This window comes from Shewanella submarina, assembly GCF_042646185.1.
Lineage (GTDB): Bacteria > Pseudomonadota > Gammaproteobacteria > Enterobacterales > Shewanellaceae > Shewanella > Shewanella corallii.
On the sequence record NZ_JBHRTD010000006.1, the window covers coordinates 1,033,382 to 1,059,327 of the forward strand.

The window sequence follows — 25,946 nt, forward strand, 5'->3', positions numbered from 1 at the left end:
ATTTGGTTATACCATTATTTGCTGTTATTAAATTTTAGATGGCATTAAGGAGTAAGCGAGCTGGGAAGCCTGTGGTTTGGTGGCGGAAAAAGAAGGGCAGCAGCCTAGTTGGTTTTGCACTGCTGCCCATAAACTTTAAGGTTGAACCTAGATCAGCCAGGCGTAGCTGATTTTCATAAACAGCGTTTGCTCATCCTGGGTCAGGCTTTTAATCTCATCATCCTGACGGAAGCCATCTGAGTAACCCAGATAAAACACGCTTTGTGGGTTCAGCTGATAGCCATACAGCACTTCGTTAAACATGCCTTTGTATTCGCTGTCCGGCGTGCTGTAGAGGTAGAGTGATGGATCTCGCTGGATATCGGTATAGACAGAGCTGACTCGCAAAAAGCTTTGCAGACTCAGCTGCCAGTTCAGGCGCAGATCACCCAGTGAGGCGTTAAACAGCTCTCCCTCAGCAACATCCAGGCTGCGATACTCCCAGGCGAAATCCAGTGCCAGGTTGTCCATCACATCCCATGAGATACCGGGGCGGAAGCGGGTATTGGTACCAGGACGGTTATTGGCAAAATCTATGGTGTCGCCGTAACTCATATTGAGACGGGTCTTGATGGTCTGGGCTGGCCAGAACTCACCATAAAACCAACCGAAGGTCTCGTGAAACAGCGTGGTGTTATCTTCGATATTGAGGATGGACTTATCTTCCCGTAAGCCAACCCGGCTACGATGTACCAGTCCCATTTCCATATAGCTCTGCAGCTTGCCCTGAAGCTCCAGCGAGGTTTCAATTTCCCGCTCAAGTTCTTCACCAGCGTCGTTGTGGGTGATATCCCAGTCTCCACCCCAGCGAATACGGTTGAAAGTGGCATCTTCCGGATACCAGATATACCCGCCACCGGCGACAAATTTATTAAAGTCGACTCTGTCTACAAAGCCTAAATCCGCGCGGTAGTCCGCTGACGTTGCCTGATAGTGGAGATTGGCATACCAGTTACGGGTTTCTCTTTGGTATCTCAGCCGCAGCAGATCACCGTCAAAGTCCTCCTGTTTGAGCAGACGCAGTACCCGCTCATTGATATCACAATCGCCGCGTTCACAGCCGCCTGGTGGAATTTCGCAGTTATCACTGTCGCCGCAGAATTCCTTGTAAAGACCTTCAGGATACTGGGTATTGCTGACGGAGTACTGGGCTGTAAAAGTGTCCTGATCTGTGGGTTGGTACTTAATATCAGTGGCGAATTGGTAGTTATGGTAATCCCCGGCTTTTCTCAGCGTCGTCAGGGCACCAATAGAGAGTCCGGATGACACATCATAGCGATAACGGCCCACCAGATTCTGGCTTTCTTTGTCTATGCTGGCGACAGAAGAGGAGAGGTTACCCGGCACCAGAAATCTGGTTTGAGTGTCGTTGGCTACCAGGGCGCCAAAGGTATGTTGTCCTTCTCGGCCGGTAAGTTTGGCGCCATAGTCTGGGTCGCCGATATTCCGCGTGTACACCAGGTTCATCTGGGTGTCGAAGTAGTCTTTATTATCCAGGAAGAAGGCGCGTTTTTCCGGAAAGAACAGGGCGAAGGTGTTGTTAACATCCAACTGTCCTGCATCGGCCTCTACCTGGGAAAAGTCGGGGTTAATCGTGGCACTGAGCAGCAGGTCAGGGGTGATGCCCCAGCGCACGTCAACTCCGACATCAACATCGGTTTCATCCTGCCAGTCACCATTTGGTAACTCCCTGTCACGGTTGTGCCCGGCGACTAACGATGGAGTAATTTGCAGGTCATTACCCTGTTCCAGGTTCTCAAGCCCGGTCACCACACCAAGCTGACACAGGGTACAGTTATTATCCCTGTCTCTGGCCTGGGTCGATAACCTGTGGACTTCATCTCTGGGCCAGAAACGGATCAGTTCAAATCCCCACTCCTGGGCACTGGCCTTGTCGAAGTTGAACATACGAAATGGCAGCTCAATTTCGACCTGATACCCTTTATCTGTCATCTCCCCTGCGGCATACCAGATACCGTCCCAGGCATCACTTTCGCGGCCGGTCAGCTCGTTTTCTATGGAGTCAGCCTGCACTCCGAAAGGATTGATAAAGAACTGGTAGGCGAGTCTTGCATCGTTATAGGTGTCGAGTTTAATCCCCACCAGATCGTCGCCCCAGTTTCTGTCTCTGGGGCTGAGATTGGCGCGGATTTTTGAGGGATCAGGATCATGGGCAACAAATGCCACAAACAGACTTTCCTGGGTGGCAAAGATTTTTGCATCGGTCATTACCGGTGCCGGCGTATTCTCACCAGGGCCAGTTTCAATGGTCAGTTGGGTGGTGGCGGCTTGTTGCCAGACAGCATCATCCAGTCTGCCGTCGATTTCAGCAGGTGCAGTGAGCATGGGGATGTCGAGATGAAAGTTACCGGCATCTCCGGCGGTGGCCCCAAAAGAACTGCCAAGCAAGAGTGCAAGGGCAAAATATTGGCGTGGCATGTTTTTATTTCCTGTTGTTAACGCCTTGTGATTCCATTGTTATTTTGCCCGTAATGGCAGTGGGGTTGAAGGTAAGTGAGTAATAAGTATGTTACAAAACATGAAAAACGCAGCCTGAGCTGCGTTTTATCTGGTTTAGCTGGAAAAGGCAGGATTAATCCGGGGCGATTGCCGGGTTGCGATAGGCCTCGCGATATTTATCAACCCACATGGCGGTCGCACCGCAAATTGCCACAGGCATGACGATAAAGTTCACAATAGGGATCATGGCGAACAGGGTCACGGTAGCCCCAAAGCTGAAGGAGCTGCCACGGGTTTGCTTAAGGGCAAACTTCATATCATCAAAGGGAACCCTGTGGTTATCAAAGGGGTAGTCGCAGTACTGCACAGCCATCATCCAGGCGCTGAACAGGAACCAAAGAACCGGCGCCACCATCTGACCCAGAACCGGCACCCAAAACAGCAGCAGGAATACAATGGCTCTGGGCAGGTAGTACTTCAGCTTGGTCCATTCCCGTCCCAGCATACGGGGTATATCTTTGACGGTATCGACGGCACCGCCGGTATTGACCGACTTGCCGGTGAGCATCTGTTCAACCTTCTCTGCCAGCAAGCCGTTAAATGGTGCTGCCAGCCAGTTCATCACGGATGAGAAGATAAAGGCCATCACGACCACCATGCTGATAACAGCCAGTGGCCACAGCAGGAAGTTAAACCACTGCAGATATTCAGGTAGCTGGCCTTCCAGCCAGGCAAACATGCGTTGCAGCTCGCCGAAGGCAAAGTAAAAGCCTGTGGCAAACAGCAATATATTTATTAATAAAGGAATCACCACAAAGGTGCGTAATCCGGGACGGCGAATAAGCTCGAACCCATCCATAAAATAATTGACGCCACTTTTGGCGGCTTTTGCTGTCTCTTTCATCTTCTATATCAGCATAAATCAACTCGTTAGCTCCGATTGTGGGCAAGGCTTGCGCGGAACACAAGCACAGGAGCGTTCAAGGGGGAGAAAAAGCGTTACAAAATGCTGCACCCTTTGATAAAGTTGCCTCCATAACTTCAGGGTTTTACTGATTATTTTTTAACGGCTTATTCCGGACCAACGTCGCCCACATGAGACTGAAACAGATAAAACTGGCTGGATTCAAGTCGTTTGTCGATCCCACCAAGATCCCTTTTCTTAAACCTTTGACCGGTATCATAGGTCCCAATGGTTGTGGTAAATCCAACACCATTGATGCCGTGCGCTGGGTACTGGGGGAAAGCAACGCCAAGCACCTGCGTGGCGATGCCATGACAGACGTTATTTTTAATGGCTCTTCTGCCCGTCGCCCCGTCTCTGTGGCCTCGGTTGAACTGGTGTTTGAAAATCTGGACGGTCGTTTGGGCGGCCAGTATGCCAGCTATCAGGAGATCTCCGTTAAGCGTCAGGTTAACCGTGATGCCGAGTCCAGCTACTTTCTTAATGGCCAGAAATGTCGTCGTAAGGATATTACCGATCTGTTTATGGGAACCGGCCTGGGTCCCCGCAGTTACGCCATTATTGAACAGGGCACCATCTCCCGTCTGATCGAGTCCAAACCCCAGGAACTGAGAGTCTTTATTGAAGAGGCTGCCGGTATCTCCCGCTATAAAGAGCGTCGCCGGGACACTGAGAACCGTATTCGCCATACCCGTGAAAACCTCGAGCGTTTGGGAGACATCCGGCTGGAGCTGGGCAAGCAGCTGGATAAGCTGGCGAGTCAATCCAAGGCGGCGCAGCGCTATCGAGAGTACAAGCAGGAAGAGCGGCAAACTCAGGCGCAGCTGTTGGTGATGCGTTATCGCGAGCTGATGCAAAGAGCCGACAGCCTGACTGATGAGATTAACAGTAATCAGCTTGAGCAGGAGAAACTGCTGGCCGTAAAGGCATCTGCTGAAGCCAACAGCACCCGGGAACGAATCAAGGTTGAAGAGCTTGAGCGACGCGAACAGGAGTTGGTTCAGGCCTTCTTTCAGGCCGGTACTCAGGTGGCAAGACTGGAACAGCAACTGGCTCACGAAGTTCAGAAGGATGCGGGTCTCAAATCCTCTCTCGATAAGCTGGCCAATCAAAGAGAAGCGCTGGTTAAAGAGCGTCAGGTATTGCTGGAAACCATTGCTAACCTGAGCAGCAGTCGTGAGCCTTTGGCTGAAGAAGCGCCGTTGCTGGAAGAGATGCTGGCTGAACTGCAGGAGCAGTTTGCCGGGATGGAGGAGCAGAAAGACGCGCTGGATAGCGACCTGTACAACGCCAGACAACAGCAGTCAGAACTCCAGTTGCAACTCGCCAAATATCAGGGGCAGCAGGAGCACAGTCGCCAGTTGTTGGTTATGAAGCGTGAGCAACTGCAGGAGCTTGATGACAGCAGTGACACGACAGCAGGAACCGACAAGATCTCCGGCCTGCAGCTTCGTCTTGATGAGCTTAAAGAAAGACAGGATGAAGCCAGATTTCAGCTGGAAAATCTCAGAGATGGATTAAACCAGCTGAATCAGCAGCGCGAGCAGGCCGAGGCTGACAGTCAGAAACTCAGAGCCGAACTCAGCGGCAATGAATCCCGGCAGACGCTGATCCGCCAATGGTTGGATAAAGCCGCTGGTGACGAACTGCCAGGGTTGTGGCAGGTATTGGATGTTAAGCCCGGTTGGGAAGATGCCGTCTCTCTGTTGCTGCGTGGCTGGCTCGACAGTCCTGTCGTTGACGATAACGCCAGCGCTGGCTCAGGTAATGCCTGGGTAAAAGCGGGTGAGGGCACTGTACTGCCGCAGCTCAGTGCACCGGTCAATCTGGAGCCCTGGCTTAAAGATGTCATTTGGCTTGATTCTCTGAATGAGGCGAAAAGCCGTCAGGCCAGTCTGGCTGCCCATGAACGTATTGTCACCGCCGATGGTTACCTGGTGGGTCAGGGCTTTGTGCTGAGTCAGTCTGACGCTGAAGACTCTGCCATGGCGCTGCAGAATGAGCTGCAGGCGTTGGAAAACGCAGCCGAGCCCCTGCTTAAAGCGGCTGGTGATGCCAGTGAAGAAAGTCGGCGATTAAAAGGTTTGATCGATGAGCAGACCAATAAACTGGATGCTGCCAGACAAACACTTGAACAGGAATCCCATGAACTGATCCGGGTCGAACAGACTCTGCGCAGTGAACAGGAGTCTTTGGCCCGGCAGCAGCAACAGCTGTCTGCCAAAAAGCAGAAAACCGACAAACTGCAGCAGGAGATCGCCTCTCTTGAGGTTCAGGTCGAAGCCTCAGAAAAACAGCTGGAGCAGGTTAAGGTCAATGGCGAAGGGATCAACGAAACCGTAAGCCAACTGACACAGTCACAGTTAACTGCTGCTACCACGCTCAGAGATTGTAAGGCACAGCTTGGCAGCCGCCGGGAGCAGTTACAACAATTGCAGCGGCAACTGAGCCAGGCCGAGACGCAACTGGCACTGAGTCGACAGCAGGAATCCCAGATCAACAGCCGTCTGGCTGAGCTGGATGCCAATGAGACTGAACTGAAAGACCAGCGTCGGCAACTTGACCCGGCCGGAGCCGGTGAGCGGGATGCTGTGCAGCAGGAACTGCAGCAGCAGATGGCCCGTCACAGTGAATTGCAGCAGCAACTTGAACAAATACGCGCCGAACAGGCCAGTTGGCAGGCCCAGCTGGAAGCATCACTATTGATGCAAAAACAGGAAGTTGGCAAGATAGAGGCGCTGAGCCAGAGTATTGCCGATCTGAAATTGAAAAGAGAAGGCATTAAAGGCCAGGCAGGCAGCCAGATGCAGCTGCTCACTGAAGCCAATATCCGACTGGATGAGGTGACGGGCAGCTTGCCGGAAGAGGCCAATGCAGAAGTTTGGCAACAAAAGCTGGATAGTCTGAGAGGGAAGATCTCCCGACTTGGCCCTATCAATCTGGCGGCGATTGAAGAGTATGAACAGCAGAGTGAGCGCAAACAGTATCTGGATAACCAGAATGATGACCTTGCCTCTGCGCTGGAAAGCCTGGAAGAGGCTATCCGTAAAATCGACAGGGAAACCCGAACCCGTTTTAAAGCGACGTTTGAGCAGATAAACGCGGATTTGGGCAGTTTATTTCCCAAGGTATTTGGCGGCGGCAGTGCTTATCTGGCGCTGACTGATGATGACCTGCTGGAAACCGGTGTCACCATTATGGCCAGACCGCCGGGTAAGAAAAACAGCACGATTCATTTGCTGTCCGGTGGTGAAAAAGCGCTAACCGCTTTATCATTGGTGTTCGCTATTTTCCGGCTGAATCCAGCACCTTTTTGCATGCTGGATGAAGTAGACGCTCCTTTGGATGATGCCAACGTCGAGCGATTCTGCCGCCTGCTCAGGGAGATGTCCCAGAGCGTGCAGTTTATTTATATCAGCCATAACAAGATAACCATGGAAATGGCAGATCAATTAATTGGGGTAACTATGCATGAACCCGGGGTTTCTCGCATTGTTGCTGTGGACTTGGAAGAAGCAGTGGCTATGGCCGATGCTGGATAATTAGAGTTAACGACAGGGTAACCAATGGAAAATTTTCAACTGGTATTGTCAGTCTTGGGTGGCATCGCCATTGTTGCGGTGCTGGTGCATGGATACTGGTCAATCAGGAAGCAGCAACCCAAGCCCCTGCGAGATGGCACATCTGCACGTGCAAAGCAGGAGGCGGGCGCATCCCGTGATAAAGAGGGCTTTGATGCTGACGGTATTGGTCAGGTGCGTGTGGTCAAGGTCAATGACGAGCCAGAAGAGGCAGAACCTGCGCCTGCGGCTGCCAGGGTTGAACCTCAGGTTAAGCAAGAGCCTGTGATTGCGCCAACCAGACAGGAACCCGTGATCAAACCTGAAGCTGAGGCCCCTGTTCTGGGAGAACAGGCCAGCCTGTTTGCCGAAGATGAGCTGACCACTCAGCCAGAAGAGAAAGTGAAGCCCGAGGCGGTGGAGCCAGTCATCGAAGAAACACCTGTTCAGGATGTAGAGCCAGAGTTGGAGCAGGAAGATGAGTTGCCGGACCCTCAGGATGTGCTGGTGTTGCACGTTTGTGCCAAAGAGGGTGAAGAGCTGGCGGGCGCCGAGTTACTGCCATGCCTGCTGACACTGAACTTCAAGTTTGGTGATATGAATATTTTCCACCGTCACGAAGACAATGCAGGCACAGGAAAGGTGCTGTTCTCTCTGGCCAACATGGTTAAGCCAGGAGTATTTGACCCGGACAATATGGAGCAGTTCAGCACTCAGGGTATCGCCCTGTTTATGACACTGCCTTGCCATGGTGATGCGCTGCGCAACTTCTCTATTATGCTGAACTCCGCATGCCAGTTGGCAGATGATTTGGGTGCAGAAGTGTTGGATGACAGACGTCAGCTCTGGCACGCTGACACCAAGCAAGCCTACCTGGAACGCATCCGTGCCGTGGTGCAGTAAGGCTCATCAACAGAATTAACCGCTTCAAGGCCGCCTGTGCGGCCTTGTTCATTTCGGATAAGAGATATGCAAGAGATCCAACAGAAAATCCAGCAGCTTTCCAATGAGCTGAACCAACACAATATTCACTATTATGTTGATGATAATCCGACTATTCCTGATGCTGAATATGACCGCCTGATGCAGGAGCTCAAGCAGCTGGAAGCTGACTATCCTCAGTTTGCACTTGCTGACTCGCCAACCCAGCGCGTGGGCCGGATAACCATCGCCTAAATACTCTGTCTCTGGGCGATGTGGCGCTGTTATAGTTTTACGTTAGTAAGTAACGTTTCAGATAGAAATATGTAATCATAAAGCGTTACTTACTAAGGTGAACGAAACTTCCCTAATTATCGTACAGAAGAGTATAATCTCTACAATATATGTTTGGCTTAAAACGGTTTAAGAATGTCTGTATTCAAACTAACCAAAGAACATCTTGATGTTCTTGAAGAAAAAAAACTGAAAAGTAATCCTAAGTTGATCGAAAAAATAGTTCGAAATGATGAGTTTTACTCATTGGATCAAAAGGATATGCAGTACTTTTTGCGTGTAGCAGATGTGCTATATCGTCAAGGTAAGGCGATAATTTCTGATAAAGAATATGATGAGAAAGAGAATTGGTATAATGAAAACCATCCTGAAAGTCATCTTTCAGATGTAGTACAGTCAGATCTTAAGGCAATTGGTAAGACCATAAAGTTGCCACAAAAAATGTTGTCAACTGATAAAGCTTATTCAAAAAAAGAAGTTGAAAAGTGGCTTGATAGAATTTTAAAGGCTGCATTGAACCTAAATATCAGTCGTGATGAAATCATTATTCGGGTTACTCCAAAGCTAGATGGTTATGCTGCTTATGATGATGGTAGTATTTTGTATACACGTGGAGATGGCTTAAACGGTCAAGACATCACTAGAGCATTTGAACGTGGTTTAAAAGTTTCTGGAAATGGTCAGAGGGGACTTGGTCCTGGCGAGATCGTTATTAATAAATACTACTTCGAAAAGAATTTAAGTAAATATTTTGAAAACTCACGGAATATTCAAGCAGCTATTATTGCTGAGAAAAATGTCGATTTTAAAATAAAGAAAGCTATTAATGATGGAGCTTGTGTTTTTTATCCATTTTCATTAATCGAGAATTGGACCGGTAATTATAAAGAACTATTGAATGATTTTGAAAATATTGTAGGTGAAATATGGGATGCTGTTCCCTATGATGTGGATGGTGTTATTCTAGAGTCAACTGATCCTAAAATTAAAGAATACATGGGAGCGACTAGAAAGTTTCATCGCTGGCAATTAGCTTTCAAAAGAAATGAAGAAGCAGCTGAAGTAGAAGTGGTTAGTGTTACGCCGCAAACGTCGAGAACAGGTAGAGTAACACCAGTTGCTGAATTGGTTCCTACCAGAATTAGTGGAGCAACAATTAGTCGAGCTACAGTGCACAACTATCAAATGGTTAAGTCAACTGGGGTTGGGCCTGGTGCAGTGCTCAGAGTCGTAAGAAGTGGTTTGGTGATACCTAAAATTGAAGAGGTAATCAAACCAGTGAAACCACAACTTCCAGATAGCTGCCCTAGTTGCCAATCACATTTGATATGGGAATCTGATCATTTGATATGCCCAAATAAAAGTGATTGCCCAGCCCAAAGAGAAAACACGCTTGTTTATTTTTTTAAAACTTTGGGTAACAACGATGGCTTTGGGCCTAAGAACATTGAAAAGCTGACGAATTTAGGGGTTAAGCATATTCATGATGTTTATAATATAAAAGAACATCAGTTTGCGTCTTACGGATTTGGGGAGAAAACCTCAAAAAATTTATTTAAACAGTTGCAAGCTAGCCGAAATATTGAGATTGAAGATTGGCGTTTTCTTTCTGCATTTGGTGTGAGCCGCCTTGGTGGAGGGAACTGTGAAAAACTTCTTCAAAATTATTCGTTGACTGAACTTTTTCAAGCGAATATTGATGACATCGAAAAATTAGACGGGTTCGCACAAGTTAGTGCAGAAGCTATTGTTGAGGGACTCGCGAATATCAAGGAGGAGTTCTTTAAAGTCTATGCGCTTGGGTTTAATTTGAGCATTACCCCTAATCTATCAGAACAAGATAATTCATCTTCACCTATTGCAGGAGCAACGATAGTTTTTACAGGCACCATGCTAAAAGGTAGTCGGGGCGATATGGAAAAACATGCTAAATCACTTGGAGCTAAAGTTGCAAAGTCAGTAACAGGGAAGACGACTTACCTTGTTGCAGGGACAAAGGTTGGTGAAACAAAGATAAATGGTGCAAAAGATAAAGGTGTTCAAGTTCTATCCGAGCAAGAGTATATTAATTTAATAAGTTAATATAATTATAACTAAGAGGCTGGGTTAAAGTTAGCCTCTTAGTTATATCCGACGTTAAGGGATTTGGTATCTAGAAAGCACTTCCTCGAGTTCTATACGAACTAGGTTTGGCATATCTTTTTTACTTAGATTGTTGGCAAGTAGCCAATTCAATACTTCTACTTTATTTAGGTCAGAGTTAGACATAAATTCTGATATTTCAATTGCGCTTGTACGAGACAAGCCAAGAGAAATTAATGATAACTGAGTTTTAATATTCACTCCAAACTCTAAGCTCAGCTGCACGTCTCTTAGATGATCTGCTAAATGGCTTTGATTTTGAGTTTTCAAAACATATAACAATACATCGTTATAGCATGCAAGGTATTTTGGCGCTCTAAATCTAGCTATATTTTCGATATCATCAAGTACGTTTCTTATTAATGTTGATATTTTATATGCCTGCCCCTTAGATTTATTATATTTTTCTCTGTCACTAATTATTCTTGCTACAGTATGACCATTCATCCATTTGATGATCAGAAGGGATAAAACAAAAGTAGCCTGGGGTTTGAATCCAAAGCTATTAGGAGACAAGTATTTGTTAATTCTACTGAGAACTTTTGTTAAATCAATTACTGCATTTTCACTTGAAGGATGAGGTGGAATTAATGATTCAAGATCATTGTTTTTAGCCTTGTTCTTAAAGTATCGATATAGTTCTTCAACTGCAATAGGACTTATTCCTGCATTTTTCTGAAAGATTTCACTTGGTAATTCACAATCTTCTAGAATATTATTGATCTCTAAAATTATTTCTGAAGAAGTAGGGGAATGCCCTAAGCTATTGAGAATTGATTCATTGTTAGATGTAAGCCCTTCGATTACATAAGATATAAGATACTCAAAATCTATATTATTAATTGATTCATTTCTTGGAGTACCATTTTTAATATAGTTTATAAGATTATCTGAATTGTTTAGTTGTTTATCTACTGATGGTGTAATGATGTAAGGAATTCTTTTCTCTGGTTTTCCATTTGGCCATAATGTCTCATTATTCACATCTAAACAAAAAATGTTCCCTTGAAACTCTTGCCCCCATCTCCCTGCTCTACCTGCAAGATTCCAGAAGTCTTCGCTTGTCATAGGTTTATTTGCACTTCTTCCCTTTTTTGGGCCTCGAACAAAAATATTTCTACATGAAAGATTAACTCCTTCAACTAGAGTTGATGTGCAAGCAAGAAACGCAATTTCTCCTGATTTAAATAAACTCTCAATCTTGTTACGTATAATTTGGGGGATATTTCCATAGTGGAAAGCAACACCATATTTAAGGTACTCAATTAGCAAAAAGTCTTTATGTATAGTTTTTTCGCATAGTTCAATAAGATCATTTAGATGTGGGGAAGATTTTGGTTTTAATCCATCTTCCTTCATTTGGTCTACAATAATACCGCATGCTTTCTCCGCATCACTAGGAATATTTACGTAGACTAGATTACCAGAATAAGATTTACCTAGGCTATATGCAACAAATGATAATCTTTTTATCTGAGTATTAGGTGTACTAGTTAAGTTTATTACGCCTACTTTTATATTTTCATCTGATATATGTTCAATATACCAATTTTTTGGAACCTTTGGGACTTGAGAAACCCAAAACAGATTTTGATTTACAGTCGCTACAGGCGTATAAACAGAACTCTTAGCCTGGTTTTTGTGCAGACTTAAAAGTTTCTCAGGATTTTTGGAGAATGGACTTGCATATATAACTCTCGTTTTATTAGAAGAAGCTCTCATGATTGCATGCTGCAACAATATACCCCGATAAGAATCAGATAGTTTATGAGCTTCATCTATAAATATAAAATCAAAACTATAGTTGTTATCATTTAATAAAAAGTGAAGTCTTTCTTGTGTTAGTACGAAAATTTTTTGTCTTGAATCATCAATAAAGTCCTTGTTTGGGAGAGTGATAATACTAACATCTAATCCCTTGTTTTTAAGTGTAATTTCTAGATCTTCACTGACTTGAGTAACCAAGGCTCTGGTTGGTACTAAATACAATATATTTTCGACGCTCCCTTCTAGTAACATATTTAAAATGTACAAGCAAAAAATGAATGACTTTCCAGCTGCTGTAGGTGCAGACACTGACAATACTTCATTATCTTCTGCTTTTTCCCAAAAGCTCAATTGGAATTTATTGGCTTTGAAACTTTCTTCATTTATTAGAGATATGGAAAACACGTTTTCCATTCTTTTTGTTAATAAAACTTCACCTATGCTTCTTTTGTTGGTTGAGCTTTGTGAAGTGATAGTTTTCTTTTTTCTTGCCAATTCGATTAATGGATAATTTCCATTCTTTTTGAGAATATACTCTGCTTTCTCTTTGAATTTTGAATTGTATTCATTAGAGCTGATTGTGTGTTGGCAAATTCTTAATGCTTTATCTAAGATTTCTTGATCATCAGACATGGAAATCATGTCTGCACATCTTAATAGGTATCTAACATCGAAGCTATGTTTGTCTATTTCAACAGACGTATGTGAGAATTGACTTTTAATGTTTTTGGTAAGCAATGCTTTGTAATGTTGCTTAAAAGAATCTGAGTCGATAATTGATTTAATTATTTTATTATTCATCAATTTAATCCTAATTCAGTTCTAAATGTATTCCGTAAACTGTCTACGGAATTTATAGGGAGGTAGAAGAAAATGATTTTCGTGTGTTCAATATCGTTTTCTTTTAATTTAGCTTCGATATTTTTCTTCCAATGTTTTAAAAAGTCTATTTCGATTTTATCTCTAACATTCTCGTTCGTAAGTTTTGAGTCTGATTTCTTGTATGAAGTGTGATCAAACGATACTAAACATACTGCACAAGAACGGAGTTGGTCGTATAGCGGAGAAGAGTAATCGAAGTAGCTTTTAATAGCTTCCTCTAGTTTATCATTATCCAGATCAATATAATCGATGAGCCGAATGTCACTATCAACATCTGATTCCATTTTTAGGATGCTTGCAACACTAGCAATACATTCTGATATTGCTGATGAATGAGTTGAATGTAGTTTAGATTCGCCCCAGTATACACATAACATTTCATTATCGTCGACGCCGAGGAATACTCCATCAGCACCATGAAAGTGCATCTGTTCGTCAGTCTTTAGACTCATTTTGCAGAGAATTTGGGGGAATTTAAGAACACTTTCTGTCAACGAGAATAGCAGAAGTTCACCACCTTCTCCTGTTAATTCTAGCGTAGTAAAAAGTTTTCTTGCTTCATGTGCTATCTTAGCTATCTCAACCGTAGAGCCAGTTTCAATAAACTTCTTGTTTGCTTTGTTTATCTTGCTTCTCGGGATCGTATAGTCAATTATTTTACTACACATGTATTTTATTAATTCGTTTAATCGAGGTCTTCCATTAGCATCAACTTTCAGGTAATAACAATCAATCTTGTTCTCACTAATGTTGTGTGAGCATGCTATTGATAGTAGAGACGAGAGTTCAGTTAATTCTCCCCTAGCCATTTCAGTTAATGCTTTACTGATTGTATCGAGGTTGTCTTCCATTATTATAAGTAGCTCTTCTATGCGTAAAACTATAGACGGATTCAGTCTGGTAGTAAGTCGTTTAAATTTTTGTTGGACTCTTCAATTGAGACAGAGGTTGTTAGAGTAGTTTTCATCCAGCTAATTTGTATCCAGATTAAGATTATCAGATTAAATGAGTTCGATCACTTAACTCTATGTAATAAAATGGAATTTTTTCATATTTTGTGGTGCCGTCGAGATCTTAAACTCTAAAGAGCCATATAATGCACTTTTTAGCGTTGCTGTACTCAAGGTTTGGTTCTAAAGAGGAGGATTATGGTTACAGCTATCTATGCCATGTAGGTTTTAAACGACACACTAAGGAATGGGATAATAAACGTATGAGGGAGCGACCCAGTATTCAAAGGTGACCGTTGTGAAGTCGGTTCTAGCTGGTCTATACATACCAAACAATGAAATCATCATTAAAGCGCCACCATCTTTCCCCCAAGGGTTGAATTCCCCGATAACATCGCCATATCTCAAACAACTGACCAGCAAAACCCGGATGCGTACTTTGAACCTTAATCATGTCTACTGGATGGACGACAACGGCCACATCAAACCACCTAAATACCTTTACCTGCTGCTGGCTTTCCTGGCCAAGGCCTGGGTGGTGTGGGTGATGTCTCTGACACAGCACAGTGACAGAGCAGCCCTGGTTCGTACCCTTTACCCCATGCAGGCAGATTTTATTCAAGCTTTGATGGTGGGCGCCGGAGCGGTGTTTATATTCCTGCTGGTATTGGCCGAAAGGCGTCGCAAGCCTGAGTGGGTTATGCCTGTGTTCAAACAGGGACGAGCCATTTTGATGGCAGTGCTGGTGGCCGAAGTTGTGGTTTGGGTACAGAGGTTTACGCACTCAGATATGTTGTTTCACTGGGGCGTGGCACTGGATGCCGTCGCACTGTTCTGGTGTGGGATTTATCTGTTGAAATCCCGTCATCTCAAGGTTTACTTTAAAAGCTGGACACCCGAGAAGCAGTGATTTTTAGCCTGGCGGCCAGTATTTTCGTCCCTGTGATTGGCATATCGCTGGATGGTTTTTGAACAATAAAGCCAACATCCTCCGTAAGGATATTCTCACGTCCGCCAAGATGTTCTATATTTCAATGTATTAGTCGACTTCAGGACCATACGGAAAAAGGAGCCTTGTTGGCAAAGTCCGATCCGGTTCAGCTGCCGCTGAGCAAGGTCAGGGTAGGGCATACGGTTAAGTTGCCCCTGGCCTGGAAAGATCATCCGTTTTGGATAAACCGAATTAAAATCGAAGAACCGGCCCAGATTGAGATGATCAGAGGGCTGGGGGTTGAGTTCGTCTATTTGCTTGCCGGTGAGTTGCCCCCGGACATTATGGATGAGGAGCCTGAAGTCGATGAAGTGGTTACTGAAGTTGCTCAGCCAGCGAGCATTGATCAGCAGCTGGAAACCCGCAAGGCGATACGCTTAAGCCAACAAAGGTTTTTAAACTCAGTTAATGGCAGCCGCACCGTGTTTGGCAAATTGCTCAGTGACCCCGAAGGCTCCCTTGAGTTGGCTACCGGCTTGGTTGAAGAACTGGCCGGCCATTTGGATGAAGGTATTAAACCCTACCTTGCTTTGGTGAGCAGCGGCGAGTCTGTTGTAGGGGTAACCCAACACTCAATCTCTGTTATGGTGCTGGCCATGATGATAGGCAGGGAGATGGGGCTTGACCATGAACAGATGTGTCATATTGGTCTTGGTGCGCTGTTTCACGATATAGGCAAGCTCAAAGTGCCTGAGTCGATTCGCAATAATCCCGGTGAGCTCACTACCCCTGAACGCAATTTTCTGAAAGCCCACCCCAATTTTGGCCATGAGATGCTCAGTCGCAGTGGCTTGTTCCCTGAACCTGTTCTGCATATTGTCCGGCATCACCATGAGTATTTTGATGGCAGCGGCTATCCCGATGCACTGGCAGGGAAGGATATTCCGCTGTTGACCCAGATAGTGTCACTGGTGAATGACTTCGATCACCTGTTGGTGCGTGAAGATGTTCGTTCTCCTCAGGTGGCGCTCGGCTTTATTTTTAAGAAGCGTGCGGGTAAGCACGATATGGAGCTGATTAAGCTCCTGGTGCGGGTGTTGGGTATCTATCCGCCCGGTACTTTGGTTCAGTTGTCAGATGGCTCAGTGGGTAAGGTCATGCTGACTTCCGATAAGGTGAAGCAGCCTCAGGTCTGGTCCTGCACAGTGGAAGGTGAAGAGCCCTGTCTGCGTTTCTTGCGTCAGGAAAAGGTGCAGGTGCTTGATGTGGTCGCCGCTGACGAGTTGGCTCCCCAGGCTGCCAAAGTGTTGCAGGCATACGCTAATATCAGCTTTTATTTTATCTCGCCCGTCACTGCTTGAGTGGGGCTTTCCTCTGACACGCTGATGAGCAGTTTTCCTGTCTTGTGGACTTGTATCCATCCTGTTTGTCTCTATTCTGTAGCAAATTCTAAAAAAGGAACTGACAGATGAAAATTGCCGTGACCGGCTGTGGTTGGTATGGACTTGCACTGGCTAAGGTATTGCTGCAACAGGGGCATACCGTGATTGGTTCCAAGCGGGACAGTGCCGGTTGTGAGCTGCTTGAAAAGGAGGGGATTCAGGCGGTGGCACTGGATCTTGCCGCTGACGTGGATGCTCTGGCTTGCGCACCGCTTTTTGATGTTGATGCCATGGTGGTGAATATCCCCCCGGGCCTCAGGAGGGGAGATTCTGATTACCTCGGCAGGCTCCAAAAACTTAAGCAGTTAATGCTGCCCAACAGGCTGAAGAAACTTATCTTTATTTCCACCACCGGGGTTTATCCCAATGCCGGACGTGTATCTGAGGCAGATGCCGGTGTTTATTCTACTGGCAGTGAAACATTGCTGGCTGCAGAAGCCCTTTTTCTTGATGCCCCGGAATTACTGAGTGAGGAAGGTCAGGTATCTGTTCTGCGTTTTGCCGGTCTGGTGGGCCCGGGGAGACATCCGGGGCGTTTTCTGGCGGGTAAAACAGGGATTACCGGCGGCAATCAGTCGGTTAACCTGGTGCACCTGGAAGACTGTGTGGCAGCGACCTGTTTACTGCTGGATGCCGGGCGGATTGGCCCTGTATACAATTTATGTACCCGGGATCACCTGCCCAAAGCTCAATTTTATCCCCTTGCTGCCGCTTCCCTTGGCCTGGAGCCTCCGCAGTTTGGAGATGATGCCGACACTGATAAGCAGGTCGACGGCTCCCATATCTGCCACGATCTGGATTTCGACTATAGATACAAGTCTTTGATAGATTTACTGAACTTCTGTTGAGCCTATTTTCCCTTCTGATTTTCCTCTGAATTGACGGCGCAGTGTTTCCACTGCGCCGTTTTTACTTTCGACATTGGTCTAATACTGAAGGAGTAGAGTTTGCTTCTTTCGAATGATAACTGTTGTTAACTAATTGTTTTATTGTAGTTAAGTTTTAATGTCGTTGTGTTTCGCAACCGCCGGTTAGACCAAAGTCGCGATTGTGACCAAGACCCCCCTTGTTAGATTGGAACTCGACTGAACTACTAGAAAAATACAGGGGAGTCACACTATGGCTTTTGAAAATGAAGACAAGGCCAAAGGTTATTGGCGAGAAAACCTCCGCTTGGTGCTGGGGTTGTTGGCGATCTGGTTCTTTGTTTCTTATATCTGCGGCATTGTGCTGGTTGATGTATTGAATCAGGTTGAATTTGCGGGCTTTAAGCTTGGGTTCTGGTTTGCACAACAGGGCGCCATGTACGTGTTCGTAGCTTTAATTTTTGTCTACGCGGTGAAAGCCAATGCGTTGGACAAAAAATATAACGTCCACGAAGACTGAGGAGCGCTGAAATGGATTTGCAAACTCTGACTTATATCATTGTGGGCGCGACCTTTGCGCTCTACATAGGTATCGCCATCTGGTCCAAGGCCGGTTCCACCAAAGAGTTCTATGTTGCCGGTGGTGGTGTGCCTCCTGTTATGAATGGTATGGCGACAGCCGCTGACTGGATGTCAGCCGCGTCCTTTATCTCACTGGCGGGTATTGTTTCATTTGTGGGTTTTGACGGCAGTGTTTACCTGATGGGCTGGACCGGCGGTTATGTACTGCTGGCGACCTGTATGGTGCCTTACCTGCGCAAGTTTGGTAAGTACACAGTGCCTGACTTTATCGGTGAGCGTTACTACTCTCAGGCGGCGCGTACCGTTGCCGTAATCTGTGCCATCTTTATCTGCTTTACCTATATCGCAGGTCAGATGCGTGGTGTGGGTGTGGTGTTCTCCCGCTTCCTGGAAGTGGAAGTGGATACCGGCGTTTATATCGGTATGGCCGTAGTGTTCTTCTACGCCGTACTGGGTGGCATGAAGGGGATTACCTACACTCAGGTGGCTCAATACTGTGTGATGATTTTTGCCTTTATGGTGCCAGCTATCTTCATCTCCGTGATGATGACCGGCCACATCTTCCCTCAGCTGGGCTTCGGTTCTCAGGTGTTGGATGCTGCGGGTAACCCTTCAGGTACTTATCTGCTTGAGAAGCTGGATGGTCTGTCTACTCAGCTGGGCTTTAACCAGTACACCGAAGGCTCCAAGTCCATGATTGACGTGTTTGCCATTACCGCAGCCCTGATGGTGGGTACTGCCGGTCTGCCTCACGTTATTGTGCGCTTCTTTACTGTGCCCAAGGTAAAAGATGCCCGCTCAAGCGCAGGTTGGACGCTGGTATTTATCGCTATCATGTACACCACGATTCCGGCAGTTGCTGCTTTCTCCCGTGTAAACATGATTGAAACCATTAATGGTCCTGAGTCTACCGGTGTTGCTTATGAGACTGCGCCACAGTGGATTAAGAACTGGGAAAAGACAGGGCTTATCACCTGGGATGACAAGAACGGCGACGGCAAGATGTTCTACGCCAATGGCGAGCAGAACGAGATGAAGATTGACCGTGACATCATGGTACTGGCGACCCCTGAAATTGCAGATCTGCCAGCCTGGGTGATTGCATTGGTAGCTGCGGGTGGTATGGCGGCGGCACTGTCGACCTCTGCCGGTCTGCTGCTGGTGATATCCACCTCTGTGTCACACGATTTGCTCAAGAAAAATCTGATGCCCAATATCTCGGATAAGAAGGAGCTGATGTATGCCCGAATAGCCGCAGCAGTCGGGGTTATCGTGGCAGGCTACTTCGGTATTAATCCGCCAGGATTTGTGGCAGCTGTGGTGGCGCTGGCCTTTGGCCTGGCAGCGTCGAGCCTGTTCCCGGCCATTATTATGGGTATCTTCTCCCGTACCATGAACAAAGAAGGTGCTATCGCCGGTATGGTGACAGGCCTGGCATTTACCTCCGGCTATATCGTGTACTTCAAGTTTATGAACCCGGAACTGAATAATGCTGCCAACTGGCTGTTTGGTATCTCACCTGAAGGTATTGGCTTTATCGGCATGATAGTTAACTTTGCCGTGGCTCTGGTGGTAAGCCGTATGACCACCAAGATCCCGGATGATGTGATTGAGATGGTGGAAGGTATCCGCTTCCCCAAAGGTGCCGGTGGCGCCCAGGATCACTGAGTCTGATGCCTGACTGAACTGAAAAAGAGCGCTTCGGCGCTCTTTTTGTTTAAAGATAAGCCATTGGTCGAATGGAAAAACTATTGAAGACAAAGGTAATTTGTGAGGATAACAGCAAAGGACAACCCAATGGATTCAAGCGAGCTTCAACCCATTTTAGATTTTGTTAATGGCCTTGTACCTTTCAATCAGTTGCAACCTGAGAGCCTGGAGTGGGCTGCAAGGCAACTGGAGATAGTCTATTTCCCCGCTGCCTCTCATATTGTGCCCCTGAGTGACGATGACAGGCGGCTTTATATCGTTCGCAGCGGTGCTTTTGAAGTACGGGATAAAGAAGGGGAGTTGGTCGATAGACTGGGAGAGGGAGATTACTTCGGGTACCCATCATTACTTTCCGGCGATGAAATCAGCAACAGTGTCAAGGTGTTGGAAGATGGGCTGGTTTATCAGCTTCCCGAAGAGTGCTTCAGTGAATTGTGCAGTGCCAACCGGGAATTCAGTCGCTTTTTCAACCGTGCTTACGCCAGACGTATGCGTCATGAGGGGCGTTTTAAAGCCAGGTCTATGCTCACCACCAGTCGTCTGAGCAGTCTGATGTCGTCCGACCCGATAACCATAGATATTGACCAACTGGTGGGCGAAGCGGCGCGTTTGATGTCGCAACACAGGGTGTCGTCAGTGCTGGTGCAGGAAGGTGAACACCTGGTTGGTATATTGACCGACAGGGATCTACGCAGCAGGGTGCTGGCAGAGGACAAAGGGCCATTCACCCGGATAGCCGATGTGATGACAACTTCCCCTTTGACCGTCGAGCCTGAGACCCTGGTATTTGAAGCGACAGTGTTGATGGGGGAACACAATGTTCATCATCTGCCGGTGACCCGAAATGGCAAGCCCGTGGGTATGGTCACCAGTACCGATATTCTGCGCAGTCAAAGCTCCCAGCCTTTATTGATGATGGGAGAGATTGACAGACAAACCCATATCGAAGGTTTGATAAACCTCAGTAAGCGTATCCCCATGTTGCTGCAAAACCTGATCAGCGCAGATGCCAGAGCTGAAGAGATAGGGCGTATTCTCACCTCTGTCACTGACGCCCTGACCCGCAGATTAATTGAGCTGGCGCAGTCTCAGTTAGGTGAAGCACCCATGGACTTTTGTTGGCTGGCGTTTGGTTCTCAGGGAAGACAGGATCAGGTTGCCTGCTCAGATCAGGATAATGGTATGTTGCTGGCCAGAGAGCCGGACAGCCAGGAGGCAGAGTATTTCAGCCAGCTCGCCAAAATTGTGTGTGATGGTCTGGACGCCTGCGGCTATATCTATTGTCCCGGTGACATTATGGCGATGAACCCCAAGTGGCGTATGTCCCTTAAAGAGTGGCAGCAAAGGTTCTCCTCCTGGGTAAACAGTCCAGAACCCAAAGCACTGATGCATGCCAGTATTTTCTTCGATATGCGTGCTATCTATGGACCTGAACGTCTGTTCGATGGCTTGCAGCTGAGCGTACTGGAGCTGACCCGGGACAATGATATCTTTCTGGCTTTGCTGACCGGCAACGCGATGAACTCCCGTCCACCATTGGGGTTCTTCCGTCAGTTTGTACTTGAGCGTGATGGCAGCGAGGTTAAGGGAATCGATCTTAAACACAAGGGCAGTGCCATCATCAATGATATTGCCAGAGTGTATGCCCTGAGTGCCGGTGTGCGGGAAATCAATACGCCAAAGCGGATAAGGCAATTAGTCGAGTTGGGAGTTATCAACCGCAAGGATGCTCTCAATCTCGCCGATGCTCAGGAGTTTATCGCCCATATGCGTCTGGCCAATCAGGGGCGTCAATTTGAAGAGGGGCAGAAGCCGGATAACTACCTGAAACCCGGAGCGGTATCCTCTCTGGTCAGGCATCAGCTTAAAGAGGCCTTTAAAGTGGTTGATGACGCTCAGTCCGGGATTCGCCTCAGATTTATGCGGGCTTATTGATGAGCAGTGTTCCAGGTTTTACTGCTCTGGCTCGCTGGCGCCTGAGCAGACGCCTTAACCATGAAGCAGAACATTGCGCTGTACCCTGGCTTGCGGCTTATCTGGCGAGCCTGACGGATTTGCTCAGCCTGCCTGTGCCTCAGATGCCGCTGCTTGCATTTGATTTGGAAATGACGGGGCTGGAGCCCAGCGTTGATGAAATATTGAGTATTGGCGCAGTACCTATCGACGGGCCGAGGTTAACACTGACCGGTGCCTGGCACTGCCTGGTTGCCGGTGATACCGGGGTGGGGCAGAGTGCCTGTATTCACGGTATTGTGGATCAGGACCTGCAGCAGGGTACCAAACTTGAGCGCGCCTTGGTGGAGCTGTTTGCAAGAGCAAAAGGCCGCTGGCTGGTGGCCCATCATGCTCCTTTGGATATCAGCTTCCTGACCCATGCGATTGAACATTTGTATGGCGTTAACGTCAGTTTGCCGGCGATCGACACCATGGCACTGGAACACCGAAGATTGCAAATGACTCAACAACCTCAGGTCGAGGGTGGCTTAAGGTTGGCTGCTTGCCGACAACGCTATGGCTTACCACTCTATCCGGCCCACAATGCGCTGATGGATGCCATCGGCTGCGGTGAGCTGCTGCTGGCCCAGAAGTCCGCCATACAACCTGCGAGTGTCATCGAACTACTGCAGTAATCGCAACAGGCGTTTACAAATTTTGCCCCCCCTTCACTGTCACTTTATGCTTTAGTAAAAAGAGAACAGTTTGTGCTCGGTAAAAGAGCGGTGGATTTGGAGACAGTCTATGGCATGGCCTCTTATTTGGCTTGGTGGCGCGGCACTGGGTGCTTTGGCTCTGGCCGAAGAGAAATCGCGGCGCGACCGGCTTAACCTGGATCGGCGATTGGGCAGGTTATCCCCTGAGGATAAAAAGTCAGGTGCAGCCCTGACGCCCAGCGTGTTGCTCAGAACCGACAGCAAAACGTCCCCGGCCCCGGGCAGTATCGTCTGTTGCCATGTCTATGGGGTGATTGAACACACAGGCATATGGCTGGGTGATGACATGATTGCTGAGTTACATGGTTCAGGGCTTATTCGGGCTGTATCTCCCAGGCGTTTTTTGGCCGGACGAACCGGTGACAGTATCTTTGTGGCGGCGACCGCTTCCCATGAGGCGATGGCGCAGGAACAAACCGCCAAACGAGCCATGGACAATCTGTTTACCTATCGCGACTACGACCTGCTCGAGAACAACTGCCACAGATTTGTGTGGTACTGCATGACTGGAGAGGAGCGGGAGATCCGTAGCTTCGACGGTTTTAACGAAAAGCTGAGCCTGCATTTTGGTGAAACCGTATTCTGGGATCAGTTGGCGGCATAAGTACTGCGTCAAGCTACATAATAAAAAAGCCACCTCGCGGTGGCTTTTCTGATTAGTCTTCCTGAGTCTTACTGCAGAAGTAGTCGGCTGCGCGTTTAACCAGCTCAAGACCCGTTTGGTCACAAGGCGGTAACTGCGCATCTGTCTGAGCCAGAGGTGTGACTCTGTCACCCCATTTAATCACTGCTGCAGCTGAGGTCAGACCGGCACCAAATGCACAGGACAGGATAGTTTGTCCCGGCTGAATACGGCCTTGCTCGATAGCATCACAGATAGCGATTGGAATGGTTGCAGCACTGGTATTGCCATAGTTGGCAATATTGACAAAGGCTTTCTCTTTATCAATCTTCATACGACTTACCAGAGTATCAATAATGCGTTCGTTGGCCTGATGGGGGATAACCAAATCCACATCTTCTTTATCCAGATCGCACTTCTCCAGTACCAGCTTACTGAGCTTACCCATACCGGCAATGGCGCGCTTAAAGATCTCCTGACCATCAAACTGGATATAGAAATCCAGAGATTCAGGGTTGAATCTGTCCATGCTGGTACCAAAACCGGCTTTCAGAATATCCCGGCCAGCAGGGTCGTTATTCAGCTCATAGGCAAGAATACCTTCCTCTTTGTCTGTGGCTTCCACCACAGCGGCGCCAGCTCCGTCACCGAACAGTACCGCAGTCTCTCTGCGGGACCAGTCCAGATAGAAAGTCAGGCGTTCAGCGCCAATTACAAGGACTCGCTGGCACTGGCCACTGCGGATTTGACCGCTGGCCAGGCCCAGCCCATACAGGAATCCACTACAGGCGGCGTTGATATCAAAAGCGGCGCACTTGGCACCAATGTTAGCCTGTACTGTCGCGGCGATATTGGGAATAAGGGTATCTGGGCTGGCGGTGGCCAGAATGATCATGTCGATATCACTGCCTTCCAGGCCTGCTGCTGCAAGCGCGTGCTTGGCGGCAACTGTAGCCAGTTCAGAAGTGCCTACGTGGCTGATATGACGTTGTTTGATACCTGTTCTAGGACGGATCCATTCATCAGAGGTGTCGATAAAGGTCGACAGATCATCATTGGTTAGTACTGCAGGGGGGACACATTTTCCCCATCCGGTGATAGTGGCATACTGCATGAATTTCTCTCGTTATTATGGCGGCAATTGCCGCAAACTCCGGCTGCTTAGACTTGGTTGCCCGTTATTCAACGTCAGATTTAAGGACGGTGGCGACCAGTTTTCTAATATCGTCAGCAGCTCTTAAAATATGCTTTTCCAGCAGAGCGACGGCGTTTTCAGTGTCGCGGGCTCTACAATAACGCAGTAGATCCTTGTGGTCCTGCTCTGCCTGAGGAACACCTCCGGTCAGTAGCAGTTGCATACGTATATAGCGGTCGCAATTGGTGTTCAGGCCCTGGACGACTTCCAGAGTATGAGGGCGCTTGGCGGCCAGATAAAGGCTGGTATGGAACTCAGTATTTAACAGCGCCCAGCTGCCTATGGCATCTTCGCTGCGAAAAGCCTGCTCCATCTTGGAAAGCGTCTGCTCGGCCTGAGCGAAGTCTTCATCTTGCATATTGGGGATAGCTTTGGCAAGAAGTTCGGTCTCTATCATCGCCCTGAGCTCAAACAGTTCAGTGACTTGTTCAATCGAGAGTTCAGTTGCTGTTGCGCCTTTATGGGCTTCAAATTTGACCAGCCCCTCTGCTTCAAGCTGTAACAGGGCTTCTCTGACAGGAATACGGCTGACATTGAGTTCTTCAGCAAGTGCGCTCTGACGCAAAGGTTCACCAGCGGCAATCTCGCCAGAGAGGATTTTTTCCCTGAGCACCTCTACCACTACCTGGGTCCGAGTCTTGTGAATAATGGGAGTTGAACGGCTCATATTCCCCTTACTTTTTATATTTAGAATCATGATTATCGCGTTAGGTTACCGCCTAAGCGCTGATAAATAAAGCAACTTGGACCAGTGGGGCAGGTTTGCGGGTAGATAAGCCAACAATTGTCATAGATGAAATATCTAGATTGTCTCCGACCATGTTGAGGTGAAATAATAGCGGCGACTAAATGAATTTGGAGGCTTTGGTGAAGAAAGCGGTTTTTCTGGATCGGGATGGAGTTATCAATGTCGATCACGGTTATGTACATCAGGTAGATGACTTTGAATATGTAGAAGGCGTGTTCGATGCCTGCCGCGAACTGAAGCAAATGGGCTACCAGTTGGTAGTCGTGACTAATCAGTCAGGAATTGCACGGGGTTATTACACGGAAGATCAGTTTCATACGCTGACCGAGTGGATGGATTGGAACTTCGCAGACAAGGGTGTTGAGCTCGACGGTATCTACTATTGCCCTCACCACAGCGAAAAAGGGATTGGCGAATACAAAATAGATTGTGATTGCCGCAAGCCCAAGCCTGGTATGTTGGAGTCCGCTGCACGCTTCCTGAAGCTGGATCTGTCTCAGTCCATTATGGTGGGAGACAAGCGTGATGACATGCTGGCGGCCAAAGCCGCGGGTGTTGGTACCGGAATACTGGTTCGTACCGGCAAATCGGTTACCGCAGAGGCGGAAGCTGAGGCAGATATAGTCCTCAACAGCATTGCTGATGTTCCGGCTTATATAAAGAGCCAAAAATAAACAAAAACCACCTATCCAGGTGGTTTTTTCTTTATGATTTTGTTGCCAGTTATGTGCGCAAACCTATGTTTTGGCGCAAAACTCGCCAGTTGAAGTGTTTTTTTCGAAAATTGATGAAAAAGGGCTTGCAGGAAAATCTGCCTTGCCTATAATTCGCTTCCGTTGAGACGCTGAAGTGAACGCGTCACCAATAACGAAGCTCAAAATGAGCGGCGAAATTGGTAGCCCGCAAGGGCTTTGTTCTTTAAAAATTTATTACTAGACAATCTGTGTGGACATTCACAGTAGTTGATGAGGTCGACAAAGACTTATTCTCTCCTTTCTTGTAAGAGATAGTGGAGACATCAATGAACGAAGTTCGCGCAGCATGCAAAGACAGAATTCATTGAGCTGAACTTCCTTTGGAAACAAAGAGCGGTTCAACCAAAACTTTAATTGAAGAGTTTGATCATGGCTCAGATTGAACGCTGGCGGCAGGCCTAACAC

At 47.3% G+C, this 25,946-nt stretch carries 18 protein-coding genes and 1 pseudogene; 13 read left to right on the forward strand and 6 right to left on the reverse strand.

The features are described 5' to 3' along the window. Positions 1-147: 147 nt before the first annotated feature. Both ACFOE0_RS07455 and cysZ read right to left on the reverse strand, forming a co-directional pair. On the reverse strand, positions 148-2,478 hold the full coding sequence (locus tag ACFOE0_RS07455; RefSeq protein ID WP_248934791.1) for a carbohydrate binding family 9 domain-containing protein: 2,331 nt from the start codon (positions 2,476-2,478) through the stop codon (positions 148-150). 154 nt (positions 2,479-2,632) lie between these two features. Beyond that, positions 2,633-3,403 (reverse strand): sulfate transporter CysZ, encoded by a 771-nt coding sequence (gene cysZ / locus ACFOE0_RS07460; RefSeq protein ID WP_248934790.1) that lies wholly within the window; start codon positions 3,401-3,403, stop codon positions 2,633-2,635. A 191-nt stretch (positions 3,404-3,594) separates the two neighbouring features. On the opposite strand from cysZ, the gene ACFOE0_RS07465 reads away from it, so the two are divergent. The 4 genes and pseudogenes from ACFOE0_RS07465 to ACFOE0_RS07480 all read left to right on the forward strand — a co-directional run bounded on the left by ACFOE0_RS07465 (position 3,595) and on the right by ACFOE0_RS07480 (position 10,320). Beyond that, positions 3,595-7,005: a chromosome segregation protein SMC gene (locus tag ACFOE0_RS07465; protein ID WP_248934789.1), complete on the forward strand. Its 3,411-nt coding sequence runs from the start codon at positions 3,595-3,597 to the stop codon at positions 7,003-7,005. 24 nt (positions 7,006-7,029) lie between these two features. Further along, positions 7,030-7,926, forward strand: coding sequence for a cell division protein ZipA (zipA, locus tag ACFOE0_RS07470; RefSeq protein ID WP_248934788.1), 897 nt, complete (start codon positions 7,030-7,032; stop codon positions 7,924-7,926). 66 nt (positions 7,927-7,992) lie between these two features. Continuing rightward, positions 7,993-8,196 (forward strand): annotated as a pseudogene (locus tag ACFOE0_RS07475) (DNA ligase LigA-related protein); the annotation flags it as partial. Between the two features lie 177 nt (positions 8,197-8,373). Next, on the forward strand, positions 8,374-10,320 hold the full coding sequence (locus ACFOE0_RS07480; protein WP_248934787.1) for a BRCT domain-containing protein: 1,947 nt from the start codon (positions 8,374-8,376) through the stop codon (positions 10,318-10,320). A gap of 54 nt (positions 10,321-10,374) precedes the next feature. Here the strand turns inward: ACFOE0_RS07480 and ACFOE0_RS07485 are convergent, their stop codons facing one another. Next, entirely contained in the window at positions 10,375-12,948 is a 2,574-nt protein-coding gene (locus tag ACFOE0_RS07485) for a DEAD/DEAH box helicase (RefSeq protein WP_248934786.1), read from the reverse strand. Continuing rightward, the gene (locus ACFOE0_RS07490) at positions 12,948-13,880 is read right to left on the reverse strand and encodes a HamA C-terminal domain-containing protein (protein WP_248934785.1); all 933 of its coding nucleotides are present in this window, start codon (positions 13,878-13,880) and stop codon (positions 12,948-12,950) included. The genes ACFOE0_RS07485 and ACFOE0_RS07490 overlap by 1 nt, the downstream gene beginning before the upstream one ends. 529 nt (positions 13,881-14,409) lie before the next feature. Between ACFOE0_RS07490 and ACFOE0_RS07495 the strand changes: the two genes are divergently transcribed. From ACFOE0_RS07495 to ACFOE0_RS07530, 8 genes are all read left to right on the forward strand, one after another. Then, positions 14,410-14,889 carry a DUF2919 domain-containing protein gene (locus tag ACFOE0_RS07495; protein WP_248934784.1) on the forward strand — a complete coding sequence of 160 codons (480 nt, stop codon included), beginning with the start codon at positions 14,410-14,412 and terminating at the stop codon, positions 14,887-14,889. A 167-nt stretch (positions 14,890-15,056) separates the two neighbouring features. Next, positions 15,057-16,271 (forward strand): HD-GYP domain-containing protein, encoded by a 1,215-nt coding sequence (locus ACFOE0_RS07500; RefSeq protein ID WP_248934783.1) that lies wholly within the window; start codon positions 15,057-15,059, stop codon positions 16,269-16,271. Positions 16,272-16,378: 107 nt separating this feature from the next. Next, entirely contained in the window at positions 16,379-17,200 is an 822-nt protein-coding gene (locus ACFOE0_RS07505) for an SDR family oxidoreductase (protein WP_248934782.1), read from the forward strand. Between the two features lie 271 nt (positions 17,201-17,471). Then, the gene (locus ACFOE0_RS07510) at positions 17,472-17,738 is read left to right on the forward strand and encodes a DUF4212 domain-containing protein (RefSeq protein ID WP_115137957.1); all 267 of its coding nucleotides are present in this window, start codon (positions 17,472-17,474) and stop codon (positions 17,736-17,738) included. Between the two features lie 11 nt (positions 17,739-17,749). Next, positions 17,750-19,468: a sodium:solute symporter family protein gene (locus ACFOE0_RS07515; protein ID WP_248934781.1), complete on the forward strand. Its 1,719-nt coding sequence runs from the start codon at positions 17,750-17,752 to the stop codon at positions 19,466-19,468. A gap of 129 nt (positions 19,469-19,597) precedes the next feature. Next, complete coding sequence (locus tag ACFOE0_RS07520) at positions 19,598-21,445, forward strand: DUF294 nucleotidyltransferase-like domain-containing protein (protein ID WP_248934780.1); 1,848 nt, start codon at positions 19,598-19,600, stop codon at positions 21,443-21,445. After that, on the forward strand, positions 21,445-22,140 hold the full coding sequence (locus ACFOE0_RS07525; protein ID WP_248934779.1) for an exonuclease domain-containing protein: 696 nt from the start codon (positions 21,445-21,447) through the stop codon (positions 22,138-22,140). Before ACFOE0_RS07520 ends, ACFOE0_RS07525 begins: the two co-directional genes overlap by 1 nt. A 109-nt stretch (positions 22,141-22,249) precedes the next feature. Next, positions 22,250-22,825, forward strand: a complete 576-nt coding sequence (locus ACFOE0_RS07530) for a lecithin retinol acyltransferase family protein (protein ID WP_248934778.1) — start codon at positions 22,250-22,252, stop codon at positions 22,823-22,825. Positions 22,826-22,877: 52 nt separating this feature from the next. On the opposite strand, the gene ACFOE0_RS07535 is transcribed toward ACFOE0_RS07530, so the two are convergent. Both ACFOE0_RS07535 and ACFOE0_RS07540 read right to left on the reverse strand, forming a co-directional pair. After that, positions 22,878-23,957 carry a ketoacyl-ACP synthase III gene (locus ACFOE0_RS07535; protein ID WP_248934777.1) on the reverse strand — a complete coding sequence of 360 codons (1,080 nt, stop codon included), beginning with the start codon at positions 23,955-23,957 and terminating at the stop codon, positions 22,878-22,880. Between the two features lie 64 nt (positions 23,958-24,021). Beyond that, positions 24,022-24,705: a GntR family transcriptional regulator gene (locus ACFOE0_RS07540; protein WP_248934776.1), complete on the reverse strand. Its 684-nt coding sequence runs from the start codon at positions 24,703-24,705 to the stop codon at positions 24,022-24,024. Between the two features lie 200 nt (positions 24,706-24,905). Here ACFOE0_RS07540 and gmhB point away from each other — a divergent pair, with 200 nt between their 5' ends. Then, positions 24,906-25,460: a D-glycero-beta-D-manno-heptose 1,7-bisphosphate 7-phosphatase gene (gene gmhB, locus ACFOE0_RS07545; protein WP_248934775.1), complete on the forward strand. Its 555-nt coding sequence runs from the start codon at positions 24,906-24,908 to the stop codon at positions 25,458-25,460. Positions 25,461-25,946: the final 486 nt, after the last annotated feature.